Consider the following 20032-nt stretch of genomic DNA (forward strand, 5'->3'; position numbering starts at 1 on the left):
GTAACTCGTTCGGTATCGCAGGCTCTTTGCGTCGGGACATATCGGGTCTCCTTCTTCCCCTTTATGCCCGCCCGCACACGAAATTCCTGACACTCCCCGCTCAGGCTGAACGGAGCGGGAAGTCGAAGCCCAAGGGAATCCCTCACGCGATCGCCAAAGGCCGCACCGGTTCCGCCACCGCCGACCCCGGCACCGCGAACACACCTCTTTTCGCCAGCCTTTCGCCCGGTCGCACCTTGGCCGTCTGCATCGCCAGCCACGGCGCGAGCAGCAGCCCCAAGGTCACCGGCGACAACCACGCCCCCAGCACCGGGTTCAGGAACGACACGCCAAGCAACACCACGCCGACCGCCAGATGCCAGTAATAGCGCGGCATCGCATCCGCCGCCGCCAGCCCGTCGCGCACCCGGCTCTGCGGGCTCCAGCCGGAGGGCTTGCCGCGCACGATGTTGATGAGGTCGATCGTCTGGGTCAACGCGATCACCGGCGCGGTCAGGATCGACAAGGGCACGTCGAGCGCCACCGACGCCAGGATTCCCCGCGCGCCGCCGTAACTCGCCCGCCGGTTCCGGTCGGCCATCGCCCAGACGATGCTCAAGACCTTCGGCCCGAACAGCAGGATCAGCGTCACCACCAGCACCTGGGTCGAGGTCACCGCGCGCACCGTCGCGGCGTCGTCGGACAGGCTCTGCGCGATCGAGGTGGCGATCAGGATCAGCCAGGCGGGCGACATCAGATAGGCGAGCGCGCCGATGAACAGCTGCAACCGGCTGATCCAGTGGAAACCGCTCGACCCCAGCAGCTTGAGGTGCTGGGTATTGCCCTGCGCCCAGCGCCGGTCGCGCACCGCCTGGTCGATCAGGGTCGGCGGAAACTCCTCGAAACTCTCCTCGACCATCAACATGTGCAGCCGCCAGCCGCGCCGCCGCAGGAGGGCCGCCTCGACCATGTCGTGGCTCATGATCGTGCCCCCGAAGGGCGGGCGTCCGGGCAGGTCGGGCAGGCCGCAGCTTTCGGCAAAGGCGCGGATGCGGATCAGCGCGTTATGCCCCCAGAAGGTCGACTCCGACCCCGACCACCAGACCAGCCCCGCCGTCGAGATCGGCCCATAGAAGCGGCTGGCGAATTGCATCCAGCGCTGGAACAGGGTGGTCGCGCCGATGATCATCGGCACGGTCTGGAGCAGCGCGATCGAGGGGCGCTGCTCCATGATCTGCGCCATGCCGACGATCGTGTCGCCGCCCATCAGGCTGTCGGCGTCAAGCATCAGCATGAAGTCGTACGCCGCACCGTAATTGCGGATCCATTCGGCGACATTGCCGGGCTTGCGTCCGACATTCTGGGTCCGGCGGCGATAATGGAGCGGCACCGCCAGACGGGGGGCGAGGCGGGCCCAGGCGGCGCGTTCCTCCGCTTCCGCCGCTTCGCCCGAATCGGACAGGACGAAGAAGGCGAAACGGTCCGCCGCGCCCGCCCGGTCGATCATCATCGCCATCCGCGCGATCCGGTCGAAGACGGCGTCGACATCCTCGTTATGCACGGGCACCAGCACGGCGGTCCGCGCGGTCAGGGGGGCCGCGCCGCGGGGGGCGGGGGTGATGCCGGGATGCGCGCCGGAAATCAGCAGGATGAAGCCGATCGCCGCGGTGACGAAGCCGAACGAAATCCAGGCGAAGAGCGGGAAGAACAACAGCAACAGCAACCCGTCGAGCAGGTTGAACCCGTCGCTGAGCAACGCCTCCTTGACCGACGCGGAAGCGGCGGTGGCGAGCAGGCCGGTCAGCAATACCAGCAGCAACCGGCGCGTCAGGATATCGTCGGGTGCCAGATTGACCCCGATCCGGGGCTCCGGCGCGTTGTGCGGCGGCGGCGGGCCGTCGAACCGCTGGACCTCCATGGTCAGCGGCGCGGGCGGCGGCATCATGCTGCGCGGGTCGGTCATGGCAGAAAGACGGGGGCCAGCACCGTCTCGGTCAGCGCCTTGTTGCCGCGCTTCAGGAACAGGCGGACATCGGCGGGGCCCTGCCCCACGGGCGCGATATCGGCGGTGACGCGCCAGCGATTTCGCTGGCCGACGACCGGATAGGCGGCTTGCGTGAGCAGCTTGCCGCGCGATACGCCGATCTCGGCGGTCACGTTGCTCTGCCGGTCCAGCCCCGCCAGCGCCGGGCCGACGAAATCGACGACCAGCTTGCGCGCGCCCGGTGTCGGCTCGGCACCGGGCCGACCGGCCGCGCCGGTCCACTGGTCGACCGCGTGCGCGACGGCGGGGACCACGGTCGGGTCGGTCGAGCCCCAGCTCAGGCGATAGTCGAATTGCCGCTTCTGCCCCGCCTTGGGCGCGTCGGCGGGGTTCCAGAAGGCGACGATATTGTCGACCGTCTCCGACGCGGTGGGGAAGGCATAGAGCATCACCTGCCCCCGGCCCCAATCCCCCTGCGGCTGCACCCACAAATTGGCGCGGCGGTCATAGAATGCCCCGTCATCCTGATAATGATCGAAATCCCGGTCGCGCTGGAGCAGGCCGAAGCCGCGCGGATTGGTGTCGGCGAAGCTGTCCAGCGTCGGGCGCGGCGGGTTGACCAGCGGCCGCCACAGCCGCTCACCCGCGCCGGTCAGCAGTGCGAGGCCGTCCGAATCGTGGATCTCGGGTCGCCAGTCGCTGCCCGCTATGCGGTTGCCCTCGCCATACCAGAACATGCTGGTAGCGGGCGCGATGCCCAGCCGCTCGACGTCGCGGCGGAAGAACAGGACGGCGGAGACACGCTGTTCGACCCCGTTTGCGCCCTTCACCGACTCGATCTTGTACGCGCCCGTCACGCTCGGCCCGTCAAGCAGCGCGTGAACGATATAGCCCTGCGCCCCCGTCCGCTCGATCCAGAAATCGGTGAAGGCGGGAAACTCCTCGCGCCCATCGATCCCGGTGTCGATCGCGATCCCGCGTGCCGACAGGCCATATTGGTCCTGCGCGCCTGCGGTCCGGAAATAGGAGGCGCCCTGAAAGGCCAGCCAGTCGCTCTTGCCGTCCGCCGTCATCGCGCGGAACCCGGCAATGCCCAGCGGCGGCGCATGGCCCGCTTCCGCCGTGAAGAGCGAGGGGGAGAAGGGAAGGCTGCGCGCCTGGCCGTTCTCGACGATGTGGATGCCGACCGGGTTGGGCGCATAGCGGCCCAGCGGGAACAACCGGATTCCGCCCGCCAGCGTCCGGTCGTCGCGATACCGGATCGTGCCGACCGCATCATAATCGATGGCGGCGGCGGCCTCGACCTTGGCCTGTGGGCGATAGGGTTGCCGGGCCTGCGCCTCGGCCTGCGATTGAAGTGCGGCCCAGGAAAAGGGCTTGGGCGCGCCCATCTTCACGCCCGAAGGCGTGGCTTGCGCGGCGGCGCGGGCGGCCCATGCAGGCGACAGCCCCAGGGCGGCGAAGGCTGCGATCAACTCTCGACGATTGGCTCGGATCATCGGCTCCAGCATCTCCTGCGACGGACGGACGGCCTCCCGGCTGCGTGAGCTTGGCCGTTTGTGCAACGCAACACGCGACGATCGGTTGCTCCCGCGCCACCAGACGATCGACGAATACGGTATAATATATTTGACTCTTTAAGGGCTTTGGTTAAAATTAACCAATTGAACCAGTTAGGGGGCTCATACGTGAATGGAAATTACAGGAGGCTGGCCTGTTCGGCCGGCGCAATTGCAATCGCGCTGCTTTCGGTTTCACCCGTCAGTGCACAGACCGCTCAGGGTGCGACCAGTGATGACGCGGCGGATTGCGTGCCCGCGCCCGACCGGCCCTGTCCGTCGAACGCCGCCGCGCTGCCCGACAGCGCCAACGGGTCCGCGGGCGAGGCGATCGTCGTCACCGGCACCCGGCTTCAGCGCCCCAGCCTGACCAGCAACAGCCCGCTGACGGTCGTGGACGACGCCGAAATCCGCTATCAGGGCGCGATTCAGGTCGAGAATGTGCTCAACCGCCTGCCGCAGGTGACGCCGGACTCGAACGAGAATGGGTCGAACGGCTCGGACGGCACCGCGCGCGTCAACCTGCGCAACCTGGGCAGCAACCGGAACCTAGTGCTGATCAACGGCCAGCGCATGCTGCCGGTGCAGGCCAACGACCTGAACTTCATCCCCTCCGCGCTGGTCAAGCGGATCGACGTGGTGACCGGTGGCGCTTCCGCCGTGTACGGGTCGGACGCGATTTCGGGCGTGGTCAACTTCATCCTGCGCGACGATCTGGAAGGCATTCGGACCGACATCCAGTACGGCTTCGCCCAGCATCAGAACGACAATGCGTTCGCCCGCCGTATCCAGAGCCAGGCCAATTACCGCCTTGCCAACCGCAACGTGCTCGACGGGCAGAAGCTGGACGTCAACGTCGCCTTCGGCACCAACTTCCCCGACAATCGCGGCAATGTGACCGCCTATTTCGGCTATCGCGATACCAAGCCGGTGCTTCAGGGCAATCGCGACGTGTCCTCCTGCGCCTTCGATCCGGCGGGGGCGGGTAATTCGACGCTGACCTGCGGCGGGTCGAGCAACAACCAATATGGCCTGTTCGACCCGATCACGGGCCCCAGCGCCGATTCCGGCGCGTTCAACAATACGCGCGACGGCAATCGTAGCTGGGTGCCGTATGATTCCAGCTTCCGCTACAATTACGCACCGCTGAACTATTTCCAGCGCAACGATACCCGCTACACTGCCGGGGCCTTTGCCCGGTACGAGATCACGCCGTCGGTCGAAGCCTATGGCAGCGTGATGTTCATGGACGACCACACCAATTCGCAGGTCGCCCCGTCCGCGCTGTTCCAAGGCTATACCTACTCGGTCAATTGCGACAATCCGTTCCTCAGCGCGCAGCAGGGCAATATCCTGTGCGGCTCGGCCTATGGCACCAACGCGACGCAGCAGCTCTACATCGGCTATCGCCCGGTCGCCGGGAACGCCCGTCCGCGCCGTGACGACCTGCGCCATACCGACTATCGCTTCTCGGGCGGCGTGCGCGGCGAGATCGCGCCCGGCATCCGCTATGACGCCAACGCGCTGTTCTCGACGGTCCTCTATAACGAGACCTATGAGAACGACATCGACCCCAGCCGCGCCAATCGCGGTATCCAGGTGGTCAATGTCAACGGCACCCCGACCTGCAAGTCGGTGATCGACGGCAGCGACCCGCAGTGCGTTCCGCTCGACATCTTCCGCTACAACGGCATTTCGGATGCGGCGTTCGGTTATATCTATGCGCCGACCTCGACCCGCGGCGTCGACAAGGAAACCGTGCTCAGCGGCAATATCAGCGCGGACCTTGGCACCTATGGCGTCCGGTCGCCCTGGTCGGACGACGGCATCGGCGTCGTGCTCGGCTTCGAGCATCGCTATGAAAGCCTGGAGTTCAAGGCCGACGCGCTGGCGTTGCAAAAGGGGACCAAGGAGACCCAGGGCCGCTTCGACGTGAACGAGATCTTCGCGGAAATCGAAGTGCCACTGGTCCAGAATCGCCCGTTCTTCAAGGACCTGTCGCTGAACGCGGGCTATCGCGGATCGGACTATAGCAACCTGTCCAAGATCGTCTCGACCTACAAGGCCGAGCTGTCCTGGGCGCCGAGCAGCGATATCCGCCTGCGCGGCAGCTATAACCGCGCGATCCGTGCCGCCAACGTCTCGGAATTGTTCGGCCCGCAGTTCAACGGCAATGTCAGCGCGCAGGACCCCTGCTCCACCGCGACGCCGACCGCGACCTTCGCCCAGTGCGCCCTGACCGGCGTGACCCAGGCGCAATATGGCCGCATCACGGAGTGCCCGGCGGAAACCTGCACCGCGCAGTTCGGTGGCAATCCGGCGCTGAAGCCCGAAACCGCCGACACCTTCACCGCCGGTCTGGTCCTGACGCCGACCTTCCTGAAGCGGCTGTCCTTCTCGGTCGATTATTTCGACATCAAGGTGCGCGACTATATCGGTTCGATCTCGGTCAACCAGACGATCAGCCAGTGCATCGCGACGGGCAACCCCTTCTTCTGCAACCTGTTCAAGCGTGATCCGCGCGGCGGCATCATCTTCGGTGACCAGGGCTATATCGTCTCGACGACGCAGAATACGGGTTCGCTGCGCACCTCGGGCGTGGACTTCGGCCTGGCCTATCTCCAGCCGCTGGGCGGCGTGGGATCGCTGGCGATCGACTTCCAGGGCACCTGGAACCGCAAGCTGGTGAACGAGCCGGTGCCGGGCCTGGGTTCCTATGACTGTGTCGGCTATTTCGGCCCCGTTTGCGGCCAGCCGACGCCCGAATGGCGGCACCAGTCGCGCTTCACCTGGACCGATGCGTCGAAGGTGGGGACGATCTCGCTCAACTGGCGCTATATCGGCGCGACGAACCTGACGAACAATTCCACCGACCCGAACCTGACCGGTACGCCGTCGCTCTTCAACAGCCGGATCAAGGCGTATAGCTATTTCGATCTGGCCGCGACCGCCAAGGTGCAGGACGGCGTCACCTTCCGCGCGGGCGTCAACAACCTGCTCGACAAGGATCCGCCGATCATCGCGCAGGGGCTGCTGTCCTCGTTCGGCAACGGCAACACCTATCCCGGCATGTACGACGTGGTCGGCCGGTCGGTGTTCATCGGCCTGACGGCGGAATTCTGACGGAGAAGGGGGGCAGCGCCCCCGATCCCGACAACGGCTTTTACCCCAGCCTGCCCCGTCCGGTTCACACCGGGCGGGGATTTTTTATCCTCCTCGGCACGGGGAGGGGGGCCAGCGAAGCCGGTGGAGGGGGATCGCCGCAAGGCGTGTCCTGTGTGGAAGCCCCCCGTCAGGCCTTCGGCCTGCCACCTCCCCGTGCCGGGAAGCGTTGCAAAACCCGTCAGACCATCCCGGCGAAGGCCGGGATCCGGTTAGGATAGCATGGGTAAGTTGCTCCAATCGTCTCGCAACTGGACCGCGGCCTTCGCCGAGGTGGCGGACAGGGGGGAGCGGAAGGGCGACTTTCGCAATGATCCCGTGCCGGGGAGGATCGGGGGGTTACGCCGCTTCGGCGAGCAGCTTCTGTGCCTCCGCGCCCGCCCAGTCGAAGCCGCCGGTCACCCGCCAGACTTCCTTGCCGTCCGCACCGTACAGGATCGTGGTCGGCAGGTTCGCCTTGTAATGGACGCTCAGGGACAATTTGGGGTCGAGATAGATGGGCAGCGCGTCGAGGGACTTGCCCGTCAGGAAGGGTTTGACCTTGGCGGCATCGTCCTGCGCCACGGCGATCACCGCGACCTTGCCTTTCAGACGATCCGCCGTGGCGGCCAGCGTCGGCATCTCCGCCACGCACGGCCCGCACCAGGTCGCCCACAGGTTCATCAGCACCGGCTTGTCCCGGAAATCGGCCAGCGTCATGGGCTTGCCGTCGAGCGTGGTGAAGCCCAGCGTCGGGGCGGCCTCGCCCTTGTGGCTGCGATCGACGGCACCGGCGGGCTTGGGCGCGTCCGGCGCGGGGGCGGCGGTCGCTTCCCCGCCGGTCACTTCCCCACTTGAAACTTGTGTGTCGGAGGTGTTGCTGGCTTGCTCCGGCGCGGGGCTTTGCCTATCGCACCCGGCGACCATCAGCCCCAGGAGACAGGCGATCACGGTACGCGACGACATGGGCGGCTCCAACGCAATGTGGGGCGGGCGCTTCGCAGAAGGTCCCGCCGCGGTGATGCGCGAGATAAACGCGTCCATCCCCTTCGACAAGCGATTGTGGAAACAGGATATCGCCGGATCGAAAGCGCATGTCGCGATGCTGGGCCGACAGGGGATCGTCTCTGCCGAGGACGCCGCGACGATTTCCGCCGGGCTGGACCGGGTCGCCGAGGACTATGCCGCGAACGGCGTGGCCGAGGATCTGACCCTCGAAGACATCCATATGCAGACCGAGGCGAAGCTGGCCGCGCTGATCGGCCCGGTCGCGGGGCGGCTGCACACCGCGCGGTCGCGCAACGATCAGGTCGCGACCGATTTCCGCCTTTGGGTGCGCGACGCGATCGACGAGACGCTGGCCGCGCTGGGCGCTCTGCGCAACGCCTTGCTGACCCGCGCCGAAGACCATGCCGACAGCGTGATGCCGGGCTTCACCCATCTTCAGTCCGCGCAGCCGGTGACGTTGGGCCATCACCTGATGGCCTATCACGAGATGATCGTGCGCGATGCCAGCCGCTTCGTGGCGGCGCGCGCGCGGATGAACCAGTGTCCGCTGGGCTCGGCGGCGCTGGCGGGGACGGGCTTTCCGGTCGACCGGCACATGACGGCGGCGGCGCTCGGCTTCGACGAGCCGACGCGCAATTCGCTCGATGCGGTCAGCGACCGCGACTTCGCCATCGACTATCTCCAGGCGGCGACCAACTGCTCGCTGCACCTGTCGCGGCTGGCCGAGGAGTTCGTGCTCTGGGCGTCGCAGCCCTTCGGCTTTGTCGCGCTCAGCGACCAATGGTCGACAGGCAGCTCGATCATGCCACAGAAGCGCAACCCGGACGCCGCCGAACTGGTGCGCGGCCATGCGGGGCGGATCATGGGCTGCATGACCAGCCTGATGGTCACGATGAAGGGCCTGCCGCTCGCCTATTCCAAGGACATGCAGGACGACAAGCCGCCGGTGTTCGAGGCGCACGACCTGCTGGCGCTGTCGATCGCGGCGATGACCGGGATGATCCAGAGCGCGACCTTCCGGACGGAGCGGATGCGCGCGGTGGCGGAGGCGGGCTTCTCGACCGCGACCGATCTGGCCGACTGGCTGGTGCGGGTCGGCGGCATTCCGTTCCGCGAGGCGCATCACATCACCGGCCGCGCGGTGAAACTCGCCGAGGAGAAGGGCGTGATGCTGCACCAACTGTCGATCGAGGAATTGACCGCCATCGACGCGCGGATCAACGCCGGTATCTATGACGTGCTGTCGGTGGATGCCTCGGTCGCCAGCCGGGTCAGCTTCGGTGGCACCGCGCCCGCCAATGTCCATGCGGCCATCGCGACGGCACGGGGATTGCGGGCATGAAGCGCGCGATCGCCCTGCTGGTCGCGCTGGCGCTTTCGGCCTGCGGTGCGGCCAACCGGCTGCAACCGGCCAAGGGCGAGAGCCTGCCCGTGGCACCCCGCGGCGCCACCGCGACTCCGACGCCGCAGCAATTGCTGACGGCCACCCCCCAACAACGCCCGCAGCGCTCCGACGAACTGATGACCCAGTCGCAGGACCGGCGTTCGGACGAATTTGATTTGCCCCCCCGCTGATGGACCATTTTCATTTCTCGAACGGCGAACTCCATGTGGAGGACGTGCCCGTAGCCCGGATCGCTGCCGAGGTCGGCACGCCGGTCTATATCTATTCCGCCTCCACCTTCCGTCGCCATGCGCAGGTGTTCCGCGAGGGGCTGAGCGCCCTGCCGCGCGTGCATCTGGCCTATGCGATCAAGGCGAATCCCAACCTCGCCGTGCTGCGCGTGCTGGCGGACGAAGGGTATGGCGCGGACGTGGTTTCGGTCGGCGAGATGCGCCGCGCGCTGGCGGCGGGGATGAAGGCGGAGGACATCGTTTTCTCCGGCGTCGGCAAGACCCGCGCCGAATTGATCGCCGCGCTGGAGGCCGGGATCGGCCAGTTCAACCTGGAACTGGAGGAAGAGGGCGCGGTCCTTGCCGAACTGGCGCATGAACGCGGGCTGGTCGCCCCCGCCACGCTGCGGGTGAACCCGGACGTGGACGCTGGCACCCACGCCAAGATTTCGACCGGGCGCAAGGAGAACAAGTTCGGCGTGCCGATCGACCAGGCGCTGGGCATGTTCGACCGTCTGGCGGGGCTGCCCGGTATCGACCTGAAGGGCGTCGCCTGCCACATCGGCAGCCAGTTGGGCGATCTCGCGCCGCTGGAGGCCGCCTATAAGCGGATCGGCGAACTGGTCGCCGAACTGCGCGGGGCGGGGCACCGCATCAGCCGCGTCGATCTGGGCGGCGGCCTGGGCGTTCCCTACAAGCCCGGCGACGTCATGCCCGCCCCCGCCGCTTATGGCGAGATGGTGGCGCGCGTGACGAAGGACTGGGATGTCGAACTGATGTTCGAGCCGGGACGGGTGATCGCGGGCAATGCGGGCGTGCTGGCGACCGAAGTCGTCTGGGTGAAGCCGGGCGTCGCCAACCCCTATGTCATCGTCGATGCGGCGATGAACGACCTCACGCGCCCTGCGCTCTACGACGCCTGGCACGACTTCGTCGCGGTGAAGCCGACCGGCGAGCGGATGATGGCGAATATCGCGGGGCCGGTATGCGAGACGGGCGACACCTTCGCGATGAACCGCGAGATCGACGTGGTGAAATCGGGCGACCTCGCCGTGTTCCGCACAGCGGGGGCTTATGGCGCGACCATGGCGTCGACCTATAACAGCCGCCCGCTGGTGCCCGAGGTGATGGTGGAGGGCGACCGCTATGCCGTCGTCGCCGACCGCATCGCCGCCGAGACGATCATCGCCGCCGAGCGTGTGCCGGAGTGGCTGAAGAAGTGAGGCGACGGGCGGGTTCCCCGTCTAAACCGTCATCCCAGCGAAGGCTGGGATCTTTGGCGGGTTTCGGGCCGTCAGTCGGCAGAGGCCCTAGCCTGCGCTGGGGCGACAATGCGGGGGCGGGGCGGTGAGCCTCGCGAGCCTGCCACTGTTCGTCCGGTTGGCTGGTCGCCCGGTCATCCTGCTGGGCGAGGGGGAGCCCGCCGAGGCCAAGCGGCGTCTGCTCGACCGCGCCGGTGCGCTGGTGGTGGGGGAAGACGCGCAAGCCGCGCTCGCCATCGTCGCGATCGAGGACGAGGGCCAAGCGCAAGGAGCCATCGCCCGGTTGAAGGCGCGCGGCGTGCTGGTCAATGCGGTGGATCGCCCGGCGGCGTGCGACTTCACCCTGCCCGCTATCGTAGAGCGCGGGCCGGTGATCGTCGCGATCGGCACCGGCGGCGTGTCGGCGGGACTGGCGGCGGCTTTGCGCCAGCGGCTCGAGGCCTTGTTGCCCGCCGGACTGGGGACGCTGGCCGAGGGGCTGTACGCCGCCCGCGCCGCCTTGCGCACGCGGTTCCCGGACGGGGCGGAGCGGCGGCGTGCGATCGGGGCGGCGCTGTCGCCGGGCGGTGCGCTCGATCCTCTGGCGGGCGAAACCGATGTCGCGGGCTGGCTGGCGGGCGTCGAGCGTCCGGCGGCGTCGGTCGCGACCTTTGTCCTGACCTCGTGCGACCCGGACGACCTGACCCTGCGACAGGCGCGCGCGCTCGCCGCTGCCGACCGGGTCTATCATCGCCCCGACGTGCCGTCCGCCATCCTGGACCGTGCGCGCGCCGATGCGGTTCGGATCGAAAGCGACGCATTGCCCATGGAACCGGGCGAGGGGCAGATCGTCGACCTGACCATGGACAGGCACGCATGACCGGCTTCGCCTATCGCATCGACGGGGGCAAGGCGGACGCCATCCCGATCCGCGAGGCGGTGGAGGCGAAAGCCCGGCTGGTCTGGGTGCATCTGGAGACCAATGACGCGGTGGCGCAACGCTGGCTGTGCGAATCGGCGCATCTGGAGGATTATGTCGTCGACGCGCTGACCGCGACCGAGACGCGCCCGCGCTGCGAGGCGGTGGGCGAGGGGGCGTTCCTCAACCTGCGCGGGCGCAGCAGCGAGCCGCTCGACGGGTCGGACATGCTCGCCTCGGTCCGGATCTGGGCGGTGAAGGGCAAGGTCTATTCGGTCACGCGCCGCCCGCTGCTGGCGGTGGATGCGGTGCGCAAGGAGGTGGAGGGCGGCGCCATCGCCGATCCGGGCGACCTGATCACCGCCTTCGCCACCGCGATCACCAGCGACCTGGACCCCGATGTCGCGGGGCTGGGCGACGAACTCGACAGTTGCGAGGAGCAGTTGGACGAACACCGCGTGTTCCAGCTTCGCCGCACGGTCAGCCGGGTGCGGGTCGCCGCGATCGGATACCGCCGCTTCCTCAATCCGCAGCGTGCGGCGCTGGAGAAACTCGCGGCGCTGCCGGGCGACTGGCTGGCGGATGACGACCGGCTGCATCTGTCCGCCGCCGCCGACCGCGCCGCGCGCATGGCCGAGGAACTGGAATCGATCCGCGAACGCTCCGCGCTGATCCATGAGACGCTGACCGACATGCGCGCCGAGCAGATCGACAATCGGGCGCTGGTCATCTCGATCGTGGCGATGGTGTTCCTGCCGCTGACCTTCATTACCGGGGTTTACGGGATGAACGTCAAGAACCTGCCCTATGCCGAGGAGCCCTGGGCGTTCGACGCGATCCTCGGGGGCTGCGCGCTGATCGCGGCGGGGATCGTCATCTATTTCGTCCAGCGGCACTGGTTCCGGCGGTAATCTTCACCCCCGCCCCGGCCATCCGTTCGGCCTGAGCGAAGTCGAAGCGCACGTTCCGCGCTGGCGGCTTGGCGGAGGGATCCCCTTGGCCCCTTCGACTGCCTGCCAAGGCAGGCGCTCAGGACAGGCTTCGACTTCGCTCAGGCTGAACGCAGGGTGGGGAGCGGCCCCCTTACGCCCCCGCCTTCTTGCTCATCTGGCGGACCGTCTCCCAGGCTTCGGCGATATCGGCGATGTTGTCCGCCACGTCGCGGAACAGCTTCGGATTCTGGTCCAGCGAGCCGTCGACGATCTGCCGCCGCGCACCCGCATAGAGTTTGGCGAAGGTGATCGACATGTCGCCGCCATTCTCGAAGTCGAGCCCCGCCTCCAGCGCGAACAGGATGGCGGTGGCGCGGGTCACCCGCTCGCTCTTGCGCGCGAGCTGCCCATGCTCGGTCGCCCACGCCGCCGAACGGAGCGCGGAGATGAGTTCCTCGTAGAGAAGCTGGACGAGCGCGGGGCCGTCCGCCATCGCGGTGCGGCCGACGACGTCGATCTGGCGATAGGTCGCGGCGGGATCGGCCAGCAGTCCGGTTGCATAGGCCATCTTAGCTGCTCTTCGTCCACATCTTGACCTGCTGGTCCATGAAATTCTGCACCGATTTGTAGCTGGAGACGCGCGCGTTCATCGCGGAGAACTGCGCCGTCATCCGGTCCTGCGCCGCGCTCTGATCGTCCGCCAGATCGCTCTGGGCCAGAGCGTTGGCGCTCTGGTCCTGGCTCAACTGCCTGGCGGTCGCGCCGAGCCCGTAAAGGGTGCTGGTCGCCGCCATCTGGATGCCGTTCAACTGCGCCGACAGGCCGACCAGATTGTCGCCGCTCGACTGGAACATCTGTTCGACCGCATCCGGATATTGCGCCATCACCTGCGCCAGACGCACCGTGTCGACCTTCAGCGTCCCGTCCTTGTTGGTCCCGACGCCCAGATCGGCCAGCGTCTTGGGGCCCGGCGTGCTGGCGTCGCCGGGCACGATCTTGGACGTGGTCAACCGCCCCAGCGACTGGGACAGCGTGCGCGCCGCGAGGTTGCTGCGCAGATCGCCCGTCTGGGGGTTCAGTTCCTTGTTCAGCTCGGTGATCTTGTCGTTGAAGGTCGCCACGAAGTCCGACACGACCGAGGTCAGCGCGGCGGTCGGCCGCGTGCCGGTCAGTGAGACCGGGGTGGTCGAGACCGCGTTCAGCGTCATCGTTACGCCGCTCACCAGATCGCTGATGGTATTACTGGCGCGCTCCACCGTGACGCCGTCAACCGTCAGCTCGGCATTGGCGGCCGTGGAGGTGTTGCGCGTACCTGTCGCGCCGCCACCGACGTTGAGCCGCGACAGGCCCGCCGTCGCCCCCTCGCTGGCGGTCACGGTGAAGCTGTTCGCCGCGCCCGTCGCGCCGGTGAAGGACAGATAGGCCTTGCCGTCGGCATCGGTGATGACCGAGGCGGTGACGCCGGTCTTTGCCGCGTTGATCCTGGCCGCGACATCGTCGATCGTCGGGCTGGTGCCGTCATCGAACTGGACCGTGACGGCGGCTTTGGAGCCGACCTGGATCGACAAGCTGCCGGTGCCCATCGAGGCGGTCCGGTCATAGCTGATGCGCGTCACGCTGGTCTGCGGCGTGGCGAGTGCGTTGACGGTGATCGACTTGGACAGCCCGGCCAGCTTCGCGCCCGCCGCCGTCGTCACGCTGAACACCGCCGGATTGCCGCTGCTCGCCTGGGTGGCGAGCGTCCCGCCCTTGGCGAGCGAGGCGAGCGAGCTGGCGAAGTCGGTGATCGAGCTCATCACCGTCGATGTCGCCGAAATCTGCGAGGTCAGCGTATCGGCCTTCGCCTTCAGCGCCGCGGTGCGCGCGGCGAACTGCGCCTGGACCAGCGAGGGGACCAGCGCGGACAAATCCATGCCGGAACCGGTCTGGAGCGAGGTGAACAGCGCCTGCGCGGCGGATTTGGTGGCGTCCGTGGTCGACTTGGTCGCCGTGGTGCTGGTCACCGCAGACGTCGATGAGGTCGAGGAAATGGTCGTCATCGACGGGACTCCGGCACGCGTTCGCCTTCGTGAACGACCATCGGGATGGTTTCTTTAGGGATTTGCGACGAACCGTTCATGGCGTACCGGTTCATGACTGGGGCTGGCCGTTTTCGTCGAAACGGGCGTCGACCGGCACCTCGACCGGCGGCTGCGCCGTGCCACCCGCGCCTGCGTTGAGCCCGAAGACGAAGGCGAGCACGACGGCGATCGCCTGATACAGGTCGGCGCGGACCTCCTGCCCCTCGCGGCTGGTGTAATAGACGGCGCGGGCAAGCTGGGGATATTCCAGCACGGGCTTGGCATATTCGCCCGCCATCTCGCGGATCGCCAGCGCGGTAGCCCCTCGGCCCTTGGCGACGACCACCGGCACCTCGTCCTGCCCCCGTTCGTAGCGCAGCGCGACCGCGAAATGGGTCGGGTTGGTCAGGATGACATGCGCCTCCTGCACCGCCGCGCGGACCGCCCGGCGCGACATTTCGCGCTGCTTGCCCCGGATATGCGCCTTGGCCTCGGGATTGCCCTCGCTCTCCTTATGCTCGTCCTTGACCTCCTGCTTGGTCATCTTGAGCTTGGAGAAGAGCTGGAAGATCTGGAGCGGCACGTCGAAGCCCGCGATCAGCACCAGCCCCATGCCCATCACCAGCAGCACCGAGATGAAGGTCCCGCCCAGCGAGCCGAGCGCGCTGTTGAGGTCCGACTGCGCCAGCCCCATGGTGGTGCGCGACGACTTCCACAGCATGTACGCGCCGATCGCGCCGAGCAGCACGACCTTGAGCAGCGACTTGCCCAGCTCGGTCCAGCCCTGCATGCCGAAGATGCGCTTCAGGCCCGAGGCGGGATTGAGCTTGGAGGGTTTGGGCGCGATCGCCTTGGGATTGAAGTGGAGCGAGCCCAGCCCCGCCTGCGACGCGATGGTCGCGACGATGGTGACCGCGAACAGCGAGGCGAGCGAGGGGGCCAGCTTCCATCCCGCCTCCATCAGCGGGCGGAAGGGCTCGAAATCCTCGACATCGGCATGGCTGAATTGGAAGCTGGCGGCCATCACCGCCTTGCATGCGCCGAGCAGGGTGGGCCCTGCGAAGATCAGCCAGGCGATACCCGCCATCATCACCAGCGCCGCCGCCAGATCGCGGCTGCGCAGGATCTGCCCGTCGTCGCGCGCTTTTTCGCGACGCTTCTGGGTTGGGGCTTCCGTCTTTTCGCCGCCCTCCGACATCAGCCGAGCACCAGCGTCTGGGTGGCGGCAAGGCCTTCGCGGAGGATGACGAGCATATAGTCCCCCATGGCGGGGAAGGCGATGGCGATGGCGATGACGCCGAGGAACAGCGCGGCCGGCAGGCCCACCGAGAAGAGGTTGAGCGAGGGCGCGGCGCGGCTCATCATCCCCATGACGAGGTTGAGGCAGAGCAGCAGGAAACCGACCGGCAGCGCCAGCAGCAACCCCGCGAGGAAGGCGTAGCTGCCGAACAGCGCGATGGCGCGAAACTGCGCCGGGGCCATCCAGGCCTGTCCGGGGGGCAGCGCGTCATAGCTCTTCACGATGGTATCGACGAGGACGAGATGCCCGTCGACCGACAGGAACAACAGGGTCAGCATCACCGTGAAGAACTGGCCCAGCGCCTGGGTCGAGCGACCGTTGAGCGGATCGACGGTCGCGGCGAAGTTGATCCCCATCGATCCGCCGATCAACTCGCTGGCGACGAGCGGCGCGGTGAAGGCGACTTGCAGGATCAGGCCGAGCGCCAGCCCGACGATCGCCTCCGCCGCGACCGACATGATGGTGGGCAGGGCGAAGATCACCGGCGGCGGCACGACCGGGTGCGCCATGTTGACCAGAAAGGCGATCGCCCCGGCCAGGCTGACCCGCACGGGCAGGGGGATCGACACCGCGCCGAACACCGGCGCGGTGATGAACGCCGCCCCGACCCGGACCATGATGAACAGGATCGCCCAGGCCTGCGGTTCGATCGAGAGGCCGAAGCCGAGCATGTTACTTGACCCAGGCCTTCACTTGACCAGGTCCGGGATACGCTCGAACATGCTGACGGTGAAGTCGCTCAGCAGGCCCATGATGAGGCTGCCGAAGATCAGGATCGAGACGGCGACGACGATCAGCTTCGGCACGAAGGACAGGGTCTGTTCGTTGATCGAGGTCGCGGCCTGCACCATGCCGATCACCAGCCCCGACACCAGCACGGGCAGCAGGATCGGTGCGGCGGCGAGCGCCAGCACCCACATGGTCTGGTTGGCCAGCGTCAGGAAATAATCGGCGTCCATGATGCTCGGGTGCTTCCGTGGGAGAGGGTTTCCCGTGGCCTTCGACTTCGCTCAGGCTGAACGGCGGTTGGGATCTCGGGCTTCTCCTCACAGCCGTTCAGGCTGAACGAAGTCGAAGCCCAGGGGAATCACGTCGCGAAACTGTTCGCCAGACTGCCCATGGTCAGCGCCCATCCATCGACCAGCACGAACAGCAGCAGCTTGAACGGCAGCGAGATGATCGATGGCGACAGCATCATCATGCCCAGCGCCATCAATACCGTCGCCACCACCAGATCGATGACGATGAAGGGCAGGAAGATCAGGAAACCGATCTGGAACGCCGTCTTCAATTCGGAAGTGACGAAGGCGGGCAGCAGCACCGAATAGGGAATGTCGTTGGGGCTGGCATAGGGGCCCGACTTCGCCATTTCGGCGAACATCGTCACGTCCTTGATCCGGGTCTGCTTGGCCATGAAGGCGTGGAGCGGCGCGCCCGCGGCCTTGATCATCTCGGTGCCGGGCAGGCGACCCTCGGCATAGGGCTGGATCGCGTTCGCGTTCATCTGGCTGATGGTCGGCGCCATGATGAACAGCGACAGGAACACCGACAGGCCGATCAGCACCTGGTTGGGCGGGGTCTGTTGCAGGCCCAGCGCCTGGCGCAGGATGGCGAGGACGATGACGATCCGGGTGAAGCTGGTCATCATCAGGATGATGCCCGGCAGGATCGTCAGCAGGCCCATGATGATCAGGACCTGGAGCGACAGGCTCAGCGAGCCCGAGCTGCCATTGCCGCCGCCGCCGAGCTGGCCGATCGCGCGGTCCACCGCGTCGCCGACACCCGGTGCGGGGGCGGCGGCCGGAGCGGCGGCGGGGGCCGCTTGGGCGAAGGCGGGCATCGCGATGACCAGCGCCAGCAGCAGTGCCAGCAGAATCCACAGCGGCTTCAGGCTGCGGGCCGGTGCCGCGCGGCCATGCGCTCGTATCAGCGCGGGGCCGGTGCCCCGGCGGGTCACGGAAATGCTCATTGGTCGAACGTCTTCGGCGCGAAGCGCGACACGAAGTCGCGACCGCGTGGAGTGGTCTGTTCCATCGGCGTCGGCGTGACCGGCGTCGTGGGGCCCTTACCGTCGACCTTGTCGACCAGTTGCACGCCGCCACGCCCGACCGAGACGAGCAGGTTGCGCCCCTCGAACTCGATCACCGCCAGCCGCAGGCCGGGCGAGATCATCATCGTCTCGCGCACATGGATCAGCCGCGTCGCCGGACGCCCCGGCATCCGGCTTTCCAGTCGCCGCCAGAGATAGAGGCACCCGATCATCAACCCGCAGATCAGCGGGAGCAGGACGACCAGCTTCAGGATATAGGACCAGAGCATCGGGGGGATCAGCCGCGCTTGTCGGGGTTGACCAGTTCGGTCATGCGCACGCCGAAGCGGTCGCCGACCGTCACCACCTCGCCCCGCCCGATCAGCGTGCCGTTGACCAGCACGTCGAGCAGTTCGTTTGCCTGGCGGTCCAGCTCGATGACGCTCGATTCGGACAGCGCCAGCAACTCGCGCAACGACAATTGGGTCGAGCCGATCTCGACGGTCAGCTTGACATCGACATCCTGGAGCAGCCGGAAATTGGCCGCAACCGACGTGTCGACGGGGAAGCCCCCGGCCATATCGTTCATTGTTCGAATCCTTCGTGAGCGCGGGCCAGTCCCTCGATGGACCGGTTGAGCGTGGTAAGCTGGACGGCGGCGCGGCCATTGGCGGTGCCGACCGTGCCCATGCCGAGCAGGTCGCCGCCGACCATCACCGGCACTTCCGGGCCGAAACTGATCGGGATCACGTCGCCGATCTTCAGGTCCATCAGGCGGCTGAGCGGAACGACGGGTTCGGCCAGGACCGAGCGGACCGGGAAACGCACCGTCATCACCGCGCGGGTCAGGTCGCCGCGCCAGGTGGGATCGGCGGCGGCCTGCTTGTCGACCACCTTGCCGGTCAGGGCGGAGCCGTGCGGCTTCAACGCGCTGACGGGATAGAGGATGTCGAGCATGGTCGGGCGGCGCGTCTGTCCGGCGATGCCGAAACGGGTGACGATCATCGCGTCCTCGCCCTCGATCCCCGACAGCATGGCGGGCGAGGATTCGGGACGACCGGCGCGAAAGTCCAGCCGGGCCAGCGATTCCCATGCATTGCGCAGCGGGATCGCCATCATGTCGCCAAGCTGCGTCACCATCGTCTCGGCCCCGTGCGAGAATTCGGCGGGCAGGGGATCGGGCACATGGCCGGTGCCGCCGAAGAGCAGGTCGATCAACGACAGGCCGAACCCGCCATCGATGACGATCAGCGCCTGCGAATCGGGGGGCGACCCGCCGGGCGCGCTCATCGTCATCGGCAACCACGCGCTCAGCCCTTCGCCGCGCTCCGCCCGGTAATCGGCGAAACGCTGGACGACCAGCGGCTCCGCCCAGCAGCGCAGTTCCTCGCGAAGCAGCGATTCGAACAGCCCCCGCAGGGTCCGCGCCAGACGCGCGGACAGATGCTGCATCGTGTGCAGATCGCCGAACGGGTTGAGCTTGGTCGAACCCAGCACGCCGTGATCGGCGGCGGGCTGTTCCCGATTGCGCTCGCGTCGTTCGGCCTGAGGGACGGCGTTAACCATGCCTCACTGAACAACAAAATTGGTAAAGTAGACGTTAGCGATACCCCCGAATCCCTCTTTCTGCCGAAGAATCTCGTTGATCGCGTCGACCAGCCTGCGTTGCAGCTGGCGCTTGCCCTCGCTGGAGAACACGGCTTCCTCATTGGCGTCGCCCAGCGTCATCAGGATGGCCGAGCGGACCGCCAGGTCGTTGGTCTTCAGATTGTTGATGACCGTATCGTCATAGGGCGTCGATACCGCCAGCCCGACTTGGATGATGTGCACGGAGTCGCGCATGTTGGACGTGAAGTCCTTGGGCAACTGGTAATAGTTGCTGGCATAGCGTTCGCCGCCATCGCCGATCGGCGTCTTCATGCCGACATTCTCATGGCCGCCGCCTTCGCCCTCTGCTCCTTCGCCGCCGCCATGGCCGCCGCCTTCTTCGCCTTCGGCCTCACCGGCGCGCTTCTGCTCGGCCTTGGGGACCAGCTTGGGGCCGGGATGGCTGGCATCGGCCTCGGCCTCTTCGGCGGCGGCCTTGTCCTTGGTCGAATGGCCGCCGACCAGCCCCGAATTGGCCGCATAGAGCCCGGCCCCGACACCACCGCCCAAAAGGACGACGACCCCGGTGGCCATGACGAGGATCTTGCCGATCTTGCCCTTCTTCTTCTTGGGCGTGCCCTCGGTTTCGGGCGTGTCTTTCGCGTCGCTCATATTTCAG

General features: G+C 67.1%; 19 protein-coding genes. 6 read left to right on the top strand and 13 right to left on the bottom strand.

The window, feature by feature from the left end; all coding sequences use genetic code 11:
* Window positions 1-142: 142 nt before the first annotated feature.
* Both mdoH and SM191_RS08170 read right to left on the bottom strand, forming a co-directional pair.
* On the bottom strand, window positions 143-1924 hold the full coding sequence (gene mdoH, locus SM191_RS08165; RefSeq protein ID WP_341505751.1) for a glucans biosynthesis glucosyltransferase MdoH: 1782 nt from the start codon (window positions 1922-1924) through the stop codon (window positions 143-145).
* A 14-nt stretch (window positions 1925-1938) separates the two neighbouring features.
* Window positions 1939-3462 carry a glucan biosynthesis protein gene (locus tag SM191_RS08170; protein WP_341505752.1) on the bottom strand — a complete coding sequence of 508 codons (1524 nt, stop codon included), beginning with the start codon at window positions 3460-3462 and terminating at the stop codon, window positions 1939-1941.
* 189 nt (window positions 3463-3651) lie between these two features.
* Between SM191_RS08170 and SM191_RS08175 the strand changes: the two genes are divergently transcribed.
* Window positions 3652-6645 carry a TonB-dependent receptor domain-containing protein gene (locus SM191_RS08175; RefSeq protein WP_341505753.1) on the top strand — a complete coding sequence of 998 codons (2994 nt, stop codon included), beginning with the start codon at window positions 3652-3654 and terminating at the stop codon, window positions 6643-6645.
* A 378-nt stretch (window positions 6646-7023) separates the two neighbouring features.
* Here SM191_RS08175 and SM191_RS08180 read toward each other — a convergent pair whose 3' ends face one another.
* Window positions 7024-7629, bottom strand: coding sequence for a TlpA family protein disulfide reductase (locus tag SM191_RS08180; protein ID WP_341505754.1), 606 nt, complete (start codon window positions 7627-7629; stop codon window positions 7024-7026).
* A gap of 16 nt (window positions 7630-7645) precedes the next feature.
* Here SM191_RS08180 and argH point away from each other — a divergent pair, with 16 nt between their 5' ends.
* From argH to SM191_RS08205, 5 genes are all read left to right on the top strand, one after another.
* The gene (gene argH / locus SM191_RS08185; protein ID WP_341505830.1) at window positions 7646-9013 is read left to right on the top strand and encodes an argininosuccinate lyase; all 1368 of its coding nucleotides are present in this window, start codon (window positions 7646-7648) and stop codon (window positions 9011-9013) included.
* Window positions 9010-9246: a hypothetical protein gene (locus SM191_RS08190; protein WP_341505755.1), complete on the top strand. Its 237-nt coding sequence runs from the start codon at window positions 9010-9012 to the stop codon at window positions 9244-9246. The genes argH and SM191_RS08190 overlap by 4 nt, the downstream gene beginning before the upstream one ends.
* Entirely contained in the window at window positions 9246-10508 is a 1263-nt protein-coding gene (gene lysA / locus SM191_RS08195; protein ID WP_341505756.1) for a diaminopimelate decarboxylase, read from the top strand. The genes SM191_RS08190 and lysA overlap by 1 nt, the downstream gene beginning before the upstream one ends.
* Before the next feature lie 124 nt (window positions 10509-10632).
* The gene (locus SM191_RS08200; protein WP_341505757.1) at window positions 10633-11406 is read left to right on the top strand and encodes a precorrin-2 dehydrogenase/sirohydrochlorin ferrochelatase family protein; all 774 of its coding nucleotides are present in this window, start codon (window positions 10633-10635) and stop codon (window positions 11404-11406) included.
* Window positions 11403-12356: a zinc transporter ZntB gene (locus SM191_RS08205; protein WP_341505758.1), complete on the top strand. Its 954-nt coding sequence runs from the start codon at window positions 11403-11405 to the stop codon at window positions 12354-12356. Before SM191_RS08200 ends, SM191_RS08205 begins: the two co-directional genes overlap by 4 nt.
* Before the next feature lie 172 nt (window positions 12357-12528).
* Here SM191_RS08205 and SM191_RS08210 read toward each other — a convergent pair whose 3' ends face one another.
* The 10 genes from SM191_RS08210 to SM191_RS08255 form a co-directional block, all read right to left on the bottom strand.
* Complete coding sequence (locus tag SM191_RS08210) at window positions 12529-12945, bottom strand: flagellar export chaperone FliS (protein WP_341505759.1); 417 nt, start codon at window positions 12943-12945, stop codon at window positions 12529-12531.
* Window position 12946: 1 nt separating this feature from the next.
* Window positions 12947-14380, bottom strand: a complete 1434-nt coding sequence (gene fliD, locus SM191_RS08215) for a flagellar filament capping protein FliD (RefSeq protein ID WP_306997468.1) — start codon at window positions 14378-14380, stop codon at window positions 12947-12949.
* Between the two features lie 127 nt (window positions 14381-14507).
* Window positions 14508-15635: an EscU/YscU/HrcU family type III secretion system export apparatus switch protein gene (locus SM191_RS08220; RefSeq protein ID WP_341505760.1), complete on the bottom strand. Its 1128-nt coding sequence runs from the start codon at window positions 15633-15635 to the stop codon at window positions 14508-14510.
* Window positions 15635-16408, bottom strand: a complete 774-nt coding sequence (fliR, locus tag SM191_RS08225) for a flagellar biosynthetic protein FliR (RefSeq protein ID WP_306997472.1) — start codon at window positions 16406-16408, stop codon at window positions 15635-15637. The genes SM191_RS08220 and fliR overlap by 1 nt, the downstream gene beginning before the upstream one ends.
* Before the next feature lie 18 nt (window positions 16409-16426).
* Window positions 16427-16696, bottom strand: a complete 270-nt coding sequence (gene fliQ / locus SM191_RS08230; RefSeq protein WP_341505761.1) for a flagellar biosynthesis protein FliQ — start codon at window positions 16694-16696, stop codon at window positions 16427-16429.
* 128 nt (window positions 16697-16824) lie between these two features.
* Complete coding sequence (gene fliP / locus SM191_RS08235; protein ID WP_341505762.1) at window positions 16825-17706, bottom strand: flagellar type III secretion system pore protein FliP; 882 nt, start codon at window positions 17704-17706, stop codon at window positions 16825-16827.
* Window positions 17703-18056 carry a flagellar biosynthetic protein FliO gene (locus SM191_RS08240; RefSeq protein WP_341505763.1) on the bottom strand — a complete coding sequence of 118 codons (354 nt, stop codon included), beginning with the start codon at window positions 18054-18056 and terminating at the stop codon, window positions 17703-17705. Before SM191_RS08240 ends, fliP begins: the two co-directional genes overlap by 4 nt.
* A gap of 8 nt (window positions 18057-18064) precedes the next feature.
* Window positions 18065-18355, bottom strand: a complete 291-nt coding sequence (gene fliN / locus SM191_RS08245; protein ID WP_007406148.1) for a flagellar motor switch protein FliN — start codon at window positions 18353-18355, stop codon at window positions 18065-18067.
* Window positions 18352-19332, bottom strand: a complete 981-nt coding sequence (locus SM191_RS08250) for a flagellar motor switch protein FliM (protein ID WP_341505765.1) — start codon at window positions 19330-19332, stop codon at window positions 18352-18354. The genes fliN and SM191_RS08250 overlap by 4 nt, the downstream gene beginning before the upstream one ends.
* Before the next feature lie 3 nt (window positions 19333-19335).
* Window positions 19336-20025, bottom strand: coding sequence for a flagellar basal body-associated FliL family protein (locus SM191_RS08255; RefSeq protein ID WP_341505766.1), 690 nt, complete (start codon window positions 20023-20025; stop codon window positions 19336-19338).
* Window positions 20026-20032 lie beyond the last annotated feature (7 nt).

It is taken from the genome of Sphingomonas sp. 2378 (assembly GCF_038084995.1).
Lineage (GTDB): Bacteria > Pseudomonadota > Alphaproteobacteria > Sphingomonadales > Sphingomonadaceae > Sphingomonas.